Here is a 17,034-nt window from a genome sequence, read left to right on the forward strand (position 1 = left end):
TCACTCTCTTCTTGGTGTTAGCCCGAGACAAAAATGCCGCGCATCAAGCGCGGCATTTTTTATAGCTGGCAGATTACGCACGCCACTGTTTGTATGCGTTAATCAGGCCATTTGTAGAGCTGTCGTGGCTCTCAACGTTCTCATCACCACCCAGCTCAGGCAGGATAGCGTTAGCCAGTTGTTTGCCGAGCTCAACGCCCCACTGGTCAAAGCTGAAGATATTCAGGATCACACCCTGGACGAAGATCTTGTGCTCGTACATGGCAATCAGGCTGCCCAGAACACGAGGGGTAATCTGCTTAACCAGGATTGAGTTGGTTGGGCGGTTACCTTCGAATACCTTGAATGGTACCAGGTCCTTCACCTCTTCCGCACTCTTACCGGCAGCAGCGAATTCCGCTTCCACCTGCTCCTGGCTCTTGCCGAATGCCAGCGCTTCAGTCTGGGCGAAGAAGTTCGCAAGCAGTTTAGGATGATGGTCGCTGATCTGGTTGTGGCTTACTGCAGGGGCAATAAAGTCACAAGGGATCATCTTGGTGCCCTGGTGGATCAGTTGGTAGAACGCATGCTGGCCATTGGTGCCCGGCTCACCCCAGATAATTGGGCCAGTCTGGTAATCCACTGGATTGCCTTCACGGTCAACGTACTTACCATTGGATTCCATGTTGCCCTGCTGGAAGTACGCAGCAAAGCGGTGCAGGTACTGGTCGTACGGCAGGATAGCTTCAGTTTCAGCATGGTAGAAGTTGTTGTACCAGATACCAATCAATGCCAGCAGTACCGGCATGTTGGCGCTGAATTCAGTGCCACGGAAGTGGTTATCCATGTCATGGGCACCGGCCAGCAGCTCAATAAAGTTGTCATAACCTACAGACAGGCAGATAGACAGACCGATTGCTGACCACAGGGAGTAACGGCCGCCAACCCAGTCCCAGAACTCAAACATGTTGGCAGTGTCGATACCGAACTCGGCAACAGCCTTACCGTTGGTAGACAGGGCAGCAAAGTGCTTGGCAACATGCGCCTGGTCAGCGGCAGCAGCCAGGAACCAGTCACGGGCACTGTGCGCGTTGGTCATGGTTTCCTGAGTCGTGAAGGTCTTGGAAGCAACCAGGAACAGGGTAGTTTCCGGATCCAGCTTCTTCAGCGTCTCTGCGATATGGGTACCATCAACGTTTGACACAAAGTGCATGTTGAGGTGGTTTTTATATGCAGCCAGCGCTTCACAAACCATGTAAGGACCGAGGTCAGAACCACCGATACCGATATTCACAACATCTGTGATTGCCTTGCCGGTATAACCTTTCCACTCGCCGCTGATAACACGCTCAGAGAACTCTTTCATCTGGGCCAGTACAGCATTGACCGCAGGCATGACATCTTCACCGTCAACCACGATAGGTGCATTGCCGCGGTTACGCAGTGCAACGTGCAGTACTGCACGATCTTCAGTGCGGTTAATTTTCTCACCGCTGAACATGGCTTCAATCGCTGTTTTCAGCTCAGTCTGCTCGGCAAGGGCAAGCAGCTTCTCGAGGGTTTCTTCAGTGATCAGGTTTTTGGAGTAATCCAGCAGGATCTGATCCGCGAACTGAAGAGAGAACTTATTGAAGCGCTCTGCATCGGCAGCAAAAAGATCTTTCAGAGCGTAGTCCTGCGCTTGCTCGAAGTGGGCTGTCAGCGCATTCCAGGCTTGAGTTTGAGTTGGGTTGATGTTTTTCAACATAGTCTTTGTCTCAAGGTTTTTTCAGATATCGGCCGGTAGTGTTGGCACTACCCACCGCCCCGGTTAATCTGTTCTCAAACTGGTTGTTGAACTTTAAAACTTGTTATTTTACAACCAATCGTGCAATTGTTACCCACAATATTGCCAGCCGTTTTGCTTTACGTCAGTAACAAGCAAATTAGCTTAGCTCGGCAAATTCTCTCCGGATCATACAGGTAAGTAACATGTGGTATCAAAAAGAGATTAAATTAAATGCCCGGCAAAGAGGTTTTCATTTAATAACTGATGAAATTGAACAACAACTGCCGGAAATACGCTCACTTTCTGTTGGCCTGCTGAACCTGTTTATCCAACACACTTCCGCCAGCCTGACCCTCAATGAAAACGCAGATCCGACGGTACGTACCGATATGGAAGCCCATTTCAACCATACCGTGCCGGAAAATGCACCATTTTACCGCCACACATACGAGGGACCGGACGACATGCCTGCACATATTAAAGCATCTTTGCTTGGTGCCAGTGTCTCCATTCCAATCACACAGGGCAGACTGGCACTTGGAACCTGGCAGGGAATTTATCTGGGTGAACACCGAGACCATGGTGGGGCGCGCCGTATCGTTGCCACCATACAAGGCGAGTGAGGAAAAAAGCCGGCATCTGTGCCGGCTTGCTTAAGAAAGGTAAAGATCAGTCCAGGTTTGGCCCAAGCCACTTTTCAGCTTCCAGCAGATCCCAACCTTTACGGTCAGCATAGCTGTCACGCTGATCCGGCTGGATCTTGGCAACCGCAAAGTAGCGGGAATCCGGGTGGGAGAAATACCAGCCGGATACCGATGCCCCAGGCCACATGGCAAAACTCTCCGTCAGCTTCATACCGATGGACTGTTCAACATTGAGCAGATCCCACAGGGTACCCTTTTCAGTATGCTCCGGACACGCAGGGTAGCCGGGAGCCGGGCGGATGCCCTGGTATTTCTCGCGGATAAGATCTTCATTATTGAGGCTTTCATCCGGTACATAGCCCCAAATTTCTTTCCGCACGGTCTCATGCAGGCATTCTGCAAAAGCCTCTGCCAGACGGTCTGCCACCGCCTGAATCATGATGGCATTGTAATCGTCACCCTCTGCCTTGAACTGCTCAGCCAGCTCATACTCCCCAATGCCACCTGTCACTGCAAACGCACCAATCCAGTCTGCTTTTCCGCTTTCTTTGGGCGCAATAAAATCACTGAGGCAGTAATTCGGGCCTCGGGGCTTTTCCGTTTGCTGGCGCAGTCCATGGAGGACAGTCAGCACTTCGCTGCGGCTTTCATCGGTGTACACTTCAATATCGTCATGTCCCACACAGTTGGCTGGAAACAGTCCGCAAATACCGTTCGCCTTCATAATGCCTTCCGCCTCGACACGATCTAGCAGTGCATTGGCATCCTGGTAAAGCTTACGGGCTTCTTCACCCACCAGCTCATGATCAAGAATGGCGGGGAATTTACCGCTTAATGACCAGGTCATAAAGAATGGCGTCCAGTCGATATACTGTCGAAGGGTTGAAACCGGGAAATCCTTGAACACATGGATACCTGACTTGACCGGAGCCGGTGGCGTATAGGCAACCCAGTCAATCGGCACGCGGTTATCCCGGGCCTTTTCCAGGCTCACCGGCGCAGTACGCGGCTTTTTGCGGGCATGCTGGTCACGAACGATATCGTAGTCTTCAGCCAGTTTTTCAAGGAAAGCCGGGCGGCGTGTTTCAGACAGAAGATCTGAGCATACACCGACGGCGCGCGAAGCATTCGGTACATAAACTACCGGGCCGTGGTAATTCTGCTCGATCTTCACCGCCGTGTGCGCCTTGGAGGTCGTCGCGCCGCCAATCAAAAGCGGAATGTCGAATCCCTGGCGCTCCATCTCTTTGGCGACGTGCACCATTTCATCCAGTGACGGGGTGATAAGGCCGGACAAACCAATGATGTCGACATTTTCCTCGCGGGCGACTTTGAGGATCTTGTCGGTCGGAACCATCACCCCGAGATCAATCACTTCATAGTTATTACACTGCAGCACAACCCCGACTATATTCTTGCCAATGTCGTGAACATCGCCTTTTACTGTGGCAAGAAGGATTTTGCCGTTGGTTTGCCCTTCCTGTTTCAGCGCATCAATGAAAGGCTCCAGGTAAGCGACCGCCTGCTTCATTACCCTGGCTGACTTGACCACCTGGGGCAGGAACATCTTGCCTTCACCGAAGAGGTCGCCAACCACGTTCATGCCATCCATCAACGGGCCTTCAATCACATGCAGCGGCGCTTCAGCGTTGGCTCGCGCTTCCTCTGTATCTTCAACAATAAACTCGGTAATGCCCTTCACCAGCGCATGTTCAAGGCGTTTGTTGACCGGCCAGCTCCGCCACTCCTGGGCAGAGCTGTCTTCCTCTAGCTTTCCGCTGTCCCGGTAATTGTCGGCAATATCAAGAAGGCGCTCGGTTGCATCATCACGCCGGTTGAGCACCACGTCTTCCACCGCAACACGCAACTCTTCAGGCAGGTCATCATAAATCGCCAGCTGACCGGCATTGACGATACCCATGTCCATGCCCCTCTTAATGGCATGGTAAAGGAATACAGCGTGGATAGCCTCACGCACCGGGTTGTTCCCGCGGAAGGAGAATGAAACATTGGATACACCACCGGAGATCATCGCATGGGGCAAATCCCGCTTGATATCACCGACAGCCTCGATGAAATCGACAGCATAGTTGTTGTGCTCATCAATACCGGTAGCAACGGCAAAGATGTTCGGGTCGAAAATGATATCTTCCGGCGGGTAGCCCACCTCATCAACCAGTATCCGGTATGCATTGGTACAGATCTCGGTTTTACGTTCCTGGGTATCCGCCTGGCCCACCTCATCAAAGGCCATCACAATCACAGCAGCACCATAGCGGCGCAGCAGTTTGGCATGGTGAATAAAGGCTTCTTTCCCTTCTTTCAGGGAAATAGAGTTCACAATACCTTTACCCTGAATACACTGCAGGCCCGCTTCGATGACATCCCATTTCGAAGAGTCGATCATAATAGGCACACGGGAAATCTCGGGCTCCGAGGCAATCAGGTTGAGGAAACGCACCATGGCAGCCTTGGCATCCAGCATCCCCTCATCCATGTTGATATCGATGATCTGGGCACCGTTCTCTACCTGTTGCCGGGCAACTTCCAGCGCTTCATCGTAGTTTTCCTCTACGATAAGACGCTTGAATTTCGCAGAACCGGTCACATTGGTCCGCTCACCCACATTGATAAACAGGGAATCTTTTTCAATAGTAAGGGGTTCAAGGCCGGAGAGTCGGCAGGCAACGTTGATATCCGGCAACGCACGCGGCTTGACGGAGGCTGTTACCCGGGCTATTTCACGGATATGCTCCGGTGTGGTGCCGCAGCAGCCCCCCACCATGTTTAGGAAGCCACTTTGCGCCCATTCACCAATCTCAGCAGCCATGTCTTCCGGGCTAAGATCATACTCGCCAAATGCGTTTGGCAAGCCGGCATTGGGGTGCGCAGAAACATGGCATTCACTGATTCGTGAAAGCTCTTCGACATATTGGCGTAGCTCATCCGGGCCAAGGGCGCAGTTAAGACCAAAGGAAACAGGCTTGATGTGGCGAAGAGAGTTGTAAAAAGCCTCGGTGGTCTGCCCTGAAAGGGTACGACCGGATGCATCGGTAATAGTACCGGAGATCATCACCGGCAAAGAAACACCCTTTTCTTCAAACACCAGCTCAACGGCGAAAGCACAGGCTTTGGCATTGAGGGTATCAAAGATGGTTTCTATCAGGATGATATCTGAGCCACCTTCCATCAGGGCGCGGGTGGATTCTGCGTATGCTTCGACCAGTTTATTAAAGGTAACGTTGCGGTAGCCCGGGTCATTCACATCCGGTGATATAGAACAAGTTCGGTTCGTTGGGCCAAGCACACCCGCGACAAAGCGGGGCTTTTCCGGATTTTTTGCCGTCCACTCATCCGCCGTCTGTCGGGCCAGTTTCGCCGCTTCAAAATTAATTTCGGCACTGAGGGACTGCATATCGTAGTCCGCCATTGCGATGGTGGTAGCATTAAAGGTGTTGGTTTCCAGAATATCCGCACCGGCTTCAAGGTAAGCGCCGTGGATTTCCTTAATCAGTTCAGGCTGAGTAAGTACAAGAAGGTCATTGTTCCCTTTCAGGTCACAATGCCAATCACTGAATCGCTCGCCGCGGTAATCCTCTTCCTGCAGTTTATAATCCTGAATCATGGTGCCCATACCACCATCAATGATCAGAATTCGCTGAGCAAGCAGGTTTTTTATATTTTCCTTAACTGATACCGCCACGGTGTTCCCTCACATCATTTACAGCAGAGCAACATAGTATCATAGCTCTAATGGAAATCTAGACGTCTATTTATCCTAACTTATAACCATGATTCTCGTCTTTATGGCGAAAGAGTTATGGTTTTCAGACCTTGCTACCTTTATATTCCCTTACAAATTTTGAACAGAGTCGAATCTTACATACGAGGTTTAGAATGTCCGTTTATGCCACGCTGTGTTTTCTGGCCGCAGCGTCAATGCTCATCGCATTTATAAACAGCAAAATCGGAAGGATGCAGACCACCATCGCTATTACGGCTGGCGCCCTTATCCTCTCCCTTCTCATTATCATCGCCGGTCAGCGCGACTGGTTTTACCTTCAGGATCTCGCCGCACAAACCCTTTCCAGCATCGATTTCGAAAGTTTTCTTCTCAAAGGTGTTCTGGGGTTCCTGCTGTTTGCCGGTGGCCTTGGTATCAAGCTGCCAAACCTCAAAGATCAAAAGTGGGAAATTACCGTTCTGGCCCTGGTTGCCACACTGATTTCCACCTTCTTTATCGGTTTTGCTCTCTACGGCATTTTCCAGCTTCTTGGCATCAATATGGGCCTTATCTATTGCCTGTTGTTCGGTGCGCTGATTTCACCCACAGACCCAATCGCAGTGCTGGCCATTATCCGCCAGCTGAAAGCGCCTCGCCGTATTTCTATCCAGGTTGAAGGTGAATCCCTTTTCAATGACGGCTTCGGCCTGGTGATTTTCGTTACGCTGTTCACCATTGCATTTGGTACAGAAGAGCCAACAGCATTCGGTGTTGTTCAGCTTTTCCTGCATGAAGCGATTGGCGGGCTAGTATACGGTGGCTTGCTTGGCCTTCTTTTCCACTGGCTTATCTGCTCGACCGACGACCACTCAATGGAATTGTTGCTGACTCTGGGTATCCCTACCGCCGGTTATGCTTTTGCCGACGTTATCGGGGTATCCGGTCCACTGGCAATGGTGGTGGCTGGCATCATGATTGGTAACTGGACCCGCTACATCGGCTTCTCTCCGGAGAGTGAGGATCACCTCGACCATTTCTGGGAGTTGGTCGATGAATTTATTAACAGTGTGCTGTTCTTGCTGATCGGTCTGGCAATCATTCAGTTTACTTTCCATCAGGAAGACTGGGTCGTTATGGCTATTGCGATTCCACTGGTGTTGCTGGGTCGCTGGGTCAGTGTACGACTCTGTTATATTGGCTTTAACCGTTACCGTGATTACAACCCACTGTCAGTACAAATCCTCACTTGGGGTGGGCTGCGCGGTGGCCTGGCGCTGGCTATGGCGATGTCTATCCCGGCTGGTGTAATGGTTATTCCGGAAAAGAACATTGATGTTCGCGAAATTATTCTGGTGATGACTTACGCCGTAGTGGTGTTCTCAATCCTTATCCAGGGTTCAACCATTACCAAAATGATCGAGAAAGCCAAGGTGATTGAACGCAACATGTAACCGCATCGAATGTTAAAACGGCCTGCAAATGCAGGCCGTTTTTGTATGTATGGGTTATTAATCTTCATCCCGGGTGAAATACTCTTCCGAGAAATGGTCAAGATCGTAAGGTGTCTGCTGGTAGACACAGTAGTTCAGCCAGTTAGAAAACAACAAATGCCCATGGCTACGCCAACTGACTCGCGGCGGGTTGTCCGGGTTGTTATCCGGGTAGTAATTGACAGGGACCGCCGGTTCCATGCCTTCCCCCGTATCCCGAACATATTCGTGATGGAGAGTCAGGTGATCATACTCGGGATGACCAGTGACAAAGACATGCCGCTTGTCCTTCGTTGCTGCCATATAGGTGCCAGCCTCTTCAGAAGTTACCAGTAAATCCAGATCGGTATTTTCTTCCAGAAATTCCGGAGGGAAATCGGCAAAACGAGAATGAGGGGCAAGAAAGGCATCATCAAACCCCCTTAAAAGCGGATGATGGCTGTTATCTTTGTAGGTGTCATGCCAATAGACACCTGACAGCTTTTGTTTCCTGGTTCGCTTGGGAAGCCCATAAAGCATTTTAAGCCCCGCCTGAACAGCCCAACAAACGTACAGGGTTGAAGTCACATGATCTTTTGCCCAGTTAACGATTGTCTCCAAGTGGTCCCAGTAGATCACGTCATCAAACTGCACCAACCCCAACGGGGCGCCGGTAACAATCAGTCCATCAAAGTTCCGGTTTCGAATCGTTTCGAATTGGCGGTAGAACGTATTGAGATGCTCTTCTGGCGTATTCTTACTTGGTCTATCATCGATACGCAGCAGTTCAACATCCACCTGGAGAGGGGAGTTGGACAGCAGGCGCATAAATTGTGTTTCCGTCTCAATCTTCTTGGGCATCAGGTTGAGGAGTAACACCTTCAGTGGGCGTATTTCCTGGGTCGTTGCCCGGCTTTCACTCATCACAAAGATGTTTTCCTGACGCAGGATATCCGTAGCTGGCAACTGATCAGGAATCTTAATCGGCATGGTATTACTCCCTACTTTTCACTCATGGACGCCAAGGATGTATAGACGTCCAGAAATCCATTTCTAATTAAAATTAAACTATCAATCTCGAGGGTTCAAGGGAAAGTTGGCAAACAATTGGCAACCTGAAACGAATGCACGCAAACAGAAGAAAGCAAAGAGGAGGGAAAGGTTTGATTTTTAGTGGTTATATATGCAAAAAGCCCTGACCTTATGGTCAGGGCTTTTCTAAATTGGCTCTCGGCAGTGACCTACTCTCACATGGGGAGACCCCACACTACCATCGGCGCGACAGCGTTTCACTTCTGAGTTCGGCATGGAATCAGGTGGGGCCACTGTGCTATTGCCACCGAGAAAATTTTTAAAGCTGGTGCTGATACCCAGATTTGAACTGGGGACCTCACCCTTACCAAGGGTGCGCTCTACCAACTGAGCTATATCAGCACGAAACTGTTTTTAAACCCGCTTGCTGCGAATTTTAAAATTTGGAGCCTGGCGATGTCCTACTCTCACATGGGGAGACCCCACACTACCATCGGCGCTATTGCGTTTCACTTCTGAGTTCGGCATGGGTTCAGGTGGAGCCACAATGCTATGGTCGCCAGACAAATTCGGTACAATCTTGAAAGCTGATGTCTTCTAGCGTGTTCTCTTACACATTCAAGATGTTTGATTCTCTTGAGTACGCACAAAACCCCTTGGGTGTTGTATGGTTAAGCCTCACGGGCAATTAGTACAGGTTAGCTCAACGCCTCACAGCGCTTACACACCCTGCCTATCTACGTCGTAGTCTCCGACAACCCTTTAGGACACTTAAAGTGTCAGGGAGAACTCATCTTGAGGCTCGCTTCCCGCTTAGATGCTTTCAGCGGTTATCGATTCCGAACTTAGCTACCGGGCAATGCCACTGGCGTGACAACCCGAACACCAGAGGTTCGTCCACTCCGGTCCTCTCGTACTAGGAGCAGCCCCTCTCAATTCTCCAACGCCCACGGCAGATAGGGACCGAACTGTCTCACGACGTTCTAAACCCAGCTCGCGTACCACTTTAAATGGCGAACAGCCATACCCTTGGGACCGACTTCAGCCCCAGGATGTGATGAGCCGACATCGAGGTGCCAAACACCGCCGTCGATATGAACTCTTGGGCGGTATCAGCCTGTTATCCCCGGAGTACCTTTTATCCGTTGAGCGATGGCCCTTCCATTCAGAACCACCGGATCACTATGACCTGCTTTCGCACCTGCTCGAACCGTCATTCTCGCAGTCAAGCGGGCTTATGCCATTGCACTAACCTCACGATGTCCGACCGTGATTAGCCCACCTTCGTGCTCCTCCGTTACTCTTTGGGAGGAGACCGCCCCAGTCAAACTACCCACCAGGCACTGTCCTCACCCCGGATAACGGGGCCAAGTTAGAACATCAAACATACAAGGGTGGTATTTCAAGGATGGCTCCACGGCAACTGGCGTCACCGCTTCAAAGCCTCCCACCTATCCTACACATGTAGGCTCAATGTTCAGTGCCAAGCTGTAGTAAAGGTTCACGGGGTCTTTCCGTCTAGCCGCGGGTACACAGCATCTTCACTGCGATTTCAATTTCACTGAGTCTCGGGTGGAGACAGCGTGGCCATCATTACGCCATTCGTGCAGGTCGGAACTTACCCGACAAGGAATTTCGCTACCTTAGGACCGTTATAGTTACGGCCGCCGTTTACCGGGGCTTCGATCAAGAGCTTCATCCGAAGACTAACCCCATCAATTAACCTTCCGGCACCGGGCAGGCGTCACACCGTATACGTCTTCTTTCGAATTTGCACAGTGCTATGTTTTTAATAAACAGTTGCAGCCACCTGGTATCTGCGACTGCCTTCAGCTCCATCCGCAAGGGACTTCACCAAGGGCAGCGTACCTTCTCCCGAAGTTACGGTACCATTTTGCCTAGTTCCTTCACCCGAGTTCTCTCAAGCGCCTTGGTATTCTCTACCCGACCACCTGTGTCGGTTTGGGGTACGGTTACTGATAACCTGAAGCTTAGAGGCTTTTCCTGGAAGCATGGCATCAATGACTTCACCACCGTAGTGGCTCGACATCAGGTCTCAGCCTTAAGAGAAACCGGATTTACCTAATTTCTCAGCCTACACCCTTGAACCGGGACAACCGTCGCCCGGCCCACCTAGCCTTCTCCGTCCCCCCATCGCAGTTATCAGCAGTACGGGAATATTAACCCGTTTCCCATCGACTACGCCTTTCGGCCTCGCCTTAGGGGCCGACTCACCCTGCCCCGATTAACGTTGGACAGGAACCCTTGGTCTTCCGGCGAGGAGGTTTTTCACCCCCTTTGTCGTTACTCATGTCAGCATTCGCACTTCTGATACGTCCAGCACACCTTACAGTGCACCTTCAGCCGCTTACAGAACGCTCCCCTACCCAATGCGATAAATCGCATTGCCGCAGCTTCGGTGTATCGCTTAGCCCCGTTACATCTTCCGCGCAGGCCGACTCGACCAGTGAGCTATTACGCTTTCTTTAAATGATGGCTGCTTCTAAGCCAACATCCTGGCTGTCTGGGCCTTCCCACATCGTTTCCCACTTAGCGATAACTTTGGGACCTTAGCTGGCGGTCTGGGTTGTTTCCCTCTCCACGACGGACGTTAGCACCCGCCGTGTGTCTCCCGGATAGTACTTACTGGTATTCGGAGTTTGCAAAGGGTTGGTAAGTCGGGATGACCCCCTAGCCTTAACAGTGCTCTACCCCCAGTAGTATTCGTCCGAGGCGCTACCTAAATAGCTTTCGGGGAGAACCAGCTATCTCCGAGTTTGATTGGCCTTTCACCCCTAGCCACAAGTCATCCGCTAATTTTTCAACATTAGTCGGTTCGGTCCTCCAATTGATGTTACTCAATCTTCAACCTGCCCATGGCTAGATCACTCGGTTTCGGGTCTAATTCCAGCAACTGCACGCCCAGTTAAGACTCGGTTTCCCTACGGCTCCCCTATGCGGTTAACCTTGCTACTGAAATTAAGTCGCTGACCCATTATACAAAAGGTACGCAGTCACCCAACAAGTGGGCTCCCACTGCTTGTACGTACACGGTTTCAGGTTCTATTTCACTCCCCTCACAGGGGTTCTTTTCGCCTTTCCCTCACGGTACTGGTTCACTATCGGTCAGTCAGGAGTATTTAGCCTTGGAGGATGGTCCCCCCATCTTCAGACAAGATAACACGTGTCCCGTCCTACTCGTTTTCACGCTAAAAGCATTGTCGTGTACGGGGCTGTCACCCTGTATCGCGCCACTTTCCAGAGGCTTCCACTAACACTTAAAACGCTTAAGGGCTAATCCGGGTTCGCTCGCCGCTACTGCCGGAATCTCAGTTGATTTCTTTTCCTCGGGGTACTTAGATGTTTCAGTTCTCCCGGTTCGCCTCGCTGCGCTATGTATTCACGCAGCGATACTGGCTTATGCCAGTGGGTTTCCCCATTCGGACATCCCAGACTCAAGTGGCTTTTACTGCCTTATCTGGGCTTATCGCAAGTTAATACGTCCTTCATCGCCTCTGACTGCCAAGGCATCCACCGTGTACGCTTAGTCACTTAACCATACAACCCGAAGGAGTTTCGAGTCATACGTTGACCAAGATTTGGTTTTCGCCGTACTCAAATTGAGTTGTGCTTAAAGCACTACCAAAACACTTGAATGTGTTTGCTTTGAGAACTTGTTTGCTTTCGCAAACAATCCAATCTTTCGATTGAATTACTAGTCAGCTTTCCAGATTGTTAAAGAGCATGTGTTTCGGTGTCTACAAGAGACAAGGAACCACTTTCTAAGGACACTTTTGCAAATGCGCTTAAAGAGTGGTGGGCGATACCGGGCTCGAACCAGTGACCCCCTCCTTGTAAGGGAGGTGCTCTCCCAACTGAGCTAATCGCCCACAAATTTGTTTCCACTTTTGAAAAAGCAGAACCAAAACAGTTTTACATCTTCTGTGGGGAAGATGGTGGGTCGTGAAGGATTCGAACCTTCGACCAATTGGTTAAAAGCCAACTGCTCTACCGACTGAGCTAACGACCCGTCGTTCACTTCAATGAAGTGGCGTCCCGTAGGGGAGTCGAACCCCTGTTACCGCCGTGAAAGGGCGGTGTCCTAGGCCTCTAGACGAACGGGACACTGTGCCAGGGCTTTGGGCACCCCAACAAAATACTCTCTTTACTTTTCGACCAAGCAATCTGTGTGGACACTCATGAAGCAGTTTAGGTAAGGAGGTGATCCAGCCCCAGGTTCCCCTAGGGCTACCTTGTTACGACTTCACCCCAGTCATGAATCACACCGTGGTAAACGCCCTCCCGAAGGTTAAGCTATCTACTTCTGGTGCAACCCACTCCCATGGTGTGACGGGCGGTGTGTACAAGGCCCGGGAACGTATTCACCGTGGCATTCTGATCCACGATTACTAGCGATTCCGACTTCATGGAGTCGAGTTGCAGACTCCAATCCGGACTACGACATACTTTCTGGGATTCGCTCCACCTCGCGGTCTCGCTGCCCTCTGTATATGCCATTGTAGCACGTGTGTAGCCCTACTCGTAAGGGCCATGATGACTTGACGTCGTCCCCACCTTCCTCCGGTTTATCACCGGCAGTCTCCCTGGAGTTCCCGACATGACTCGCTGGCAAACAAGGATAAGGGTTGCGCTCGTTGCGGGACTTAACCCAACATTTCACAACACGAGCTGACGACAGCCATGCAGCACCTGTCTCAGAGCTCCCGAAGGCACACTCGAATCTCTTCAAGCTTCTCTGGATGTCAAGAGTAGGTAAGGTTCTTCGCGTTGCATCGAATTAAACCACATGCTCCACCGCTTGTGCGGGCCCCCGTCAATTCATTTGAGTTTTAACCTTGCGGCCGTACTCCCCAGGCGGTCTACTTAACACGTTAGCTCCGAAAGCCACACCTTATAGGCACAACCTCCAAGTAGACATCGTTTACGGCGTGGACTACCAGGGTATCTAATCCTGTTTGCTCCCCACGCTTTCGCATCTGAGCGTCAGTCTTTGTCCAGGGGGCCGCCTTCGCCACCGGTATTCCTCCAGATCTCTACGCATTTCACCGCTACACCTGGAATTCTACCCCCCTCTACAAGACTCTAGCCTGCCAGTCTCAAATGCAACTCCCAGGTTAAGCCCGGGGCTTTCACATCTGACTTAACAGACCGCCTGCATGCGCTTTACGCCCAGTAATTCCGATTAACGCTCGCACCCTCCGTATTACCGCGGCTGCTGGCACGGAGTTAGCCGGTGCTTCTTCTGCAGCTAACGTCAAATGGTGCAGCTATTAACTACACCACCTTCCTCACTGCTGAAAGTGCTTTACAACCCGAAGGCCTTCTTCACACACGCGGCATGGCTGCATCAGGGTTTCCCCCATTGTGCAATATTCCCCACTGCTGCCTCCCGTAGGAGTCTGGACCGTGTCTCAGTTCCAGTGTGGCTGATCATCCTCTCAGACCAGCTAGGGATCGTCGCCTTGGTGAGCCATTACCCCACCAACTAGCTAATCCCACTTGGGCTCATCTCTGGGTGCGAGGCCCGAAGGTCCCCCGCTTTGGTCCGTAGACATTATGCGGTATTAGCTACCGTTTCCAGTAGTTATCCCCCGCCCAGAGGCAGATCCCCAAGCATTACTCACCCGTCCGCCGCTCGCCGCCCAACAACGCTCCCGAAGGATTGTTGTTGTCGCTGCCGCTCGACTTGCATGTGTTAGGCCTGCCGCCAGCGTTCAATCTGAGCCATGATCAAACTCTTCAATTAAAGTTTTTTCAAACCCGAAGGTTTGGCTCAATGAATACTGTTTATCTATTTTCATAGATAGAATTGACTGTGCCGATATTCCTTTTCAGGAATCTCGTTTGGTCACTCGATTCATTGAATAAATTCTTTATTCTGTTTCAACGAGCGCCCACACAGATTGCATGGTCAAATTGTTAAAGAGCGTTGACTTGTCAGCGTTGCCACTGAATGTCGAGGCTGCGTATCTTACTCGCCTCCAACCCAAAGTCAAGAAGAAAATCTGAAGTATTTTCAAAGTCTCTTTTTGACTTCCCTCAACCGCTGACCCGAAGGTTTTGCGTTGAAGCGGGCGGCCATTCTAAACAAATCCAAAACCCTGTCAAGCAGTTGTTTTCAATTTGTTTTTGAAAGCTCCCGGAGCCTTCCCGTCACTGCGAAGTCGTTGCCTGTCCGCCGTGTCGGTGAGGACGCATTATAGGGATCCAGATCACTCTTACAACCCCTATTTTTGAAAAAACTGCACTTTCATGCTCAACCGAACACGAATCATACAAAATCACACTTTTCAGAAAGCCCAGTTACCGTAAAAAGCCAATTCAAAATTTAAAATGACTGCAAAGCATACAATTCAATACGGCAGCTTTATCTCCCATAAAGGAAACCCGCATCAAGAGATGCGGGCTTTTTATTAAATACTCACGAACAAACCAACTACTGTCGCTGACAACAAGTTTGCCAATGTAGCCGCAAGCAAGACTTTCATACCAACCTGCGCAATATAGCCGGATTGTTTTGGGATCATTGTGCTCAACGCAGCAACGACCATTGATACTGATCCGATATTGGCAAAGCCACAAAGCGCAACAGTGATAATCGCCACTGACTTTGGCGACATAGCCATACCTGTAGCATCGACTATGGACTCGCCTGATATATAGGGAGCAAACCCGGCGTATGCAACAAATTCGTTCAGGACAAGCTTTTGGGCGATAAACGATCCTGCGATATGGGCTTCAGCCCAAGGAATACCTATCAACCAGGCTACAGGTGCGAACAGCACTCCCAGAATCAACTCCAGGGTCAGCCCTTCATAACCAAACAACTCCCCGAACCATCCCAACATTCCGTTTACCATGGCCATCAGACCGATACAGGCAATAAGGATCGCACCTACCACCACAGCAATCTGCAAACCTGAAATAGCCCCTTTGGCAATCGCATCAATAAAGTTTGCCGGCTTTTGATCATCAGGCAGCTCCGGTACATCATTAACCGGTTGCTCAGTTTCCGGTACCAGAAGCTTGGCAAATAGTAATCCGGCTGGAGCACTCATAAAGCACGCCATAACCAGGTACTTAATTTCAACACCCATACCCGCAAGTCCTGCGAGAATCGAGCCTGCAATAGAAGCCAGGCCGCCCACCATAATGGCAAAGATTTCAGATTTGGTTAGATGCGGGTGCCAGGGCTTAACAAATAAAGGCGCTTCCGTTTGTCCACACACTGTGTTGGCTATTGCGTTCATCGACTCAGCTTTTGAAGACCCGATAGCTTTTTGCAGTCCTCCACCCAAAATCTTCACAAAGATCTGCATTATCCCCATGTAATGTAAAAGGCTAACCAGTGCGGCAGTAAAAATGATGGCTGGGAGCACTTGGAACGCGAATACAAAGCCAAGGTTCTCCACCTGGAAGGTCACCAGGTTACCAAACACAAATGCGATACCTTTAGATGCGTATCCAAGCACACTAGATACACCATTGGAGATCCCCAGCAGGACACTTTCGCCAAATGCCGTCGCCAATACAAATCCAGATATCAACAGTTGGAGAATTAATGCACCACCGACAGTCCGCCAGTTAATATGATTACGGGCATTTGAAAACAGGTAAGCAAGGGCAAGCAGGGTAAAAATACCCAACAACGACTGCCACATAGAGAATTCCTTTAGATTGAATTAAGGCTTTGGATGGATTTAATAAGTCGTGCAGCGTGGGAAGCTGATAAAGCCAATACTTGTTCTGCATTACCCCCTTCAGCTTCAACAGCATTCATTTCAAAGGTAATAACAGAGTCGATGATATTCATTTGTGCAGCTTTTACCGGATGCATGGCTGCATCCAAATACCGGTCCAGGACAAAAAAGTTAAACTCCCCCTCACTGTAAGAATTTTCAGTGGCACCACAGGTAATAGAAAGAATCGTTTTTTTACCCTTTAACTTGTCACCTTCTGGGCCGAAAGCAAAATTGAAGGTATAAACAGCATCAAACCACTGCTTCATAATGGCCGGATATGTCGACCAGTACAGAGGGAACTGGAAAATCACCACATCTGCACACATCAGAGCATGCTGTTCAGTTTCCACATCGATATGGAAATCGGGATACAGGGTATCCAGCGCCCGAACCTCAAGCCCTGAAAACCCGGACAGCTTTTCCAAAATAGTCTTATTTGCAAGGGATGAAGATAAATCCGGATGCCCGGATATCAGTAATATACGACTCACACACTCTCCAAACACAAAAAGGCCTGCGTATGTAACTTTCGCCTGACCCAAAATGAGGCCAAAAAAACCGGCGCAAATATTCCACAAGCTTGGCAAATCAAGAAATGAATTAGTTTGGATATGTAGGAGATATCACAGTGAATTTTGATTGGAGGGCTGATGTC

General features: G+C 50.3%; 7 protein-coding genes, 4 tRNA genes and 4 rRNA genes. 2 read left to right on the forward strand and 13 right to left on the reverse strand.

Translation table 11 applies throughout. The features are described from left to right. Positions 1-73: 73 nt before the first annotated feature. Positions 74-1,726, reverse strand: a complete 1,653-nt coding sequence (gene pgi, locus NF212_RS15510) for a glucose-6-phosphate isomerase (protein WP_434357171.1) — start codon at positions 1,724-1,726, stop codon at positions 74-76. Positions 1,727-1,950: 224 nt separating this feature from the next. Between pgi and NF212_RS15515 the strand changes: the two genes are divergently transcribed. Continuing rightward, positions 1,951-2,370, forward strand: coding sequence for a secondary thiamine-phosphate synthase enzyme YjbQ (locus NF212_RS15515; protein WP_434357173.1), 420 nt, complete (start codon positions 1,951-1,953; stop codon positions 2,368-2,370). A 46-nt stretch (positions 2,371-2,416) separates the two neighbouring features. On the opposite strand, the gene metH is transcribed toward NF212_RS15515, so the two are convergent. Next, positions 2,417-6,094 carry a methionine synthase gene (gene metH, locus NF212_RS15520; protein WP_434357175.1) on the reverse strand — a complete coding sequence of 1,226 codons (3,678 nt, stop codon included), beginning with the start codon at positions 6,092-6,094 and terminating at the stop codon, positions 2,417-2,419. Between the two features lie 194 nt (positions 6,095-6,288). Here metH and NF212_RS15525 point away from each other — a divergent pair, with 194 nt between their 5' ends. Beyond that, positions 6,289-7,566: a cation:proton antiporter gene (locus tag NF212_RS15525; RefSeq protein ID WP_434357177.1), complete on the forward strand. Its 1,278-nt coding sequence runs from the start codon at positions 6,289-6,291 to the stop codon at positions 7,564-7,566. Positions 7,567-7,623: 57 nt separating this feature from the next. Here the strand turns inward: NF212_RS15525 and metA are convergent, their stop codons facing one another. From metA to NF212_RS15580, 11 genes are all read right to left on the reverse strand, one after another. After that, complete coding sequence (gene metA, locus NF212_RS15530) at positions 7,624-8,574, reverse strand: homoserine O-succinyltransferase MetA (RefSeq protein ID WP_434357179.1); 951 nt, start codon at positions 8,572-8,574, stop codon at positions 7,624-7,626. Between the two features lie 238 nt (positions 8,575-8,812). Continuing rightward, positions 8,813-8,928: ribosomal RNA gene (rrf, locus tag NF212_RS15535) — 5S ribosomal RNA — on the reverse strand. A 14-nt stretch (positions 8,929-8,942) separates the two neighbouring features. After that, a tRNA-Thr gene (locus tag NF212_RS15540) sits at positions 8,943-9,018 on the reverse strand. 46 nt (positions 9,019-9,064) lie between these two features. Then, positions 9,065-9,180: ribosomal RNA gene (rrf, locus tag NF212_RS15545) — 5S ribosomal RNA — on the reverse strand. A gap of 103 nt (positions 9,181-9,283) precedes the next feature. Beyond that, positions 9,284-12,174 (reverse strand): 23S ribosomal RNA (locus NF212_RS15550). Positions 12,175-12,430: 256 nt separating this feature from the next. Then, positions 12,431-12,506: transfer RNA gene (locus NF212_RS15555), tRNA-Val, on the reverse strand. 64 nt (positions 12,507-12,570) lie between these two features. Continuing rightward, a tRNA-Lys gene (locus tag NF212_RS15560) sits at positions 12,571-12,646 on the reverse strand. A 19-nt stretch (positions 12,647-12,665) separates the two neighbouring features. After that, a tRNA-Glu gene (locus NF212_RS15565) sits at positions 12,666-12,741 on the reverse strand. 89 nt (positions 12,742-12,830) lie between these two features. Beyond that, positions 12,831-14,383: ribosomal RNA gene (locus NF212_RS15570) — 16S ribosomal RNA — on the reverse strand. The 16S, 23S and 5S rRNA genes sit together here with 4 tRNA genes alongside, the layout of an rRNA operon. A gap of 667 nt (positions 14,384-15,050) precedes the next feature. Further along, entirely contained in the window at positions 15,051-16,298 is a 1,248-nt protein-coding gene (locus NF212_RS15575) for a NupC/NupG family nucleoside CNT transporter (RefSeq protein WP_434357181.1), read from the reverse strand. Between the two features lie 11 nt (positions 16,299-16,309). After that, a complete protein-coding gene (locus tag NF212_RS15580) occupies positions 16,310-16,870 on the reverse strand; it encodes an NAD(P)H-dependent oxidoreductase (protein WP_434357183.1) in 561 nt (186 codons plus the stop codon). Between the last annotated feature and the right edge of the window lie 164 nt (positions 16,871-17,034).

It is taken from the genome of Parasalinivibrio latis (assembly GCF_036825535.1).
GTDB classification, from domain to species: domain Bacteria; phylum Pseudomonadota; class Gammaproteobacteria; order Enterobacterales; family Vibrionaceae; genus Parasalinivibrio; species Parasalinivibrio latis.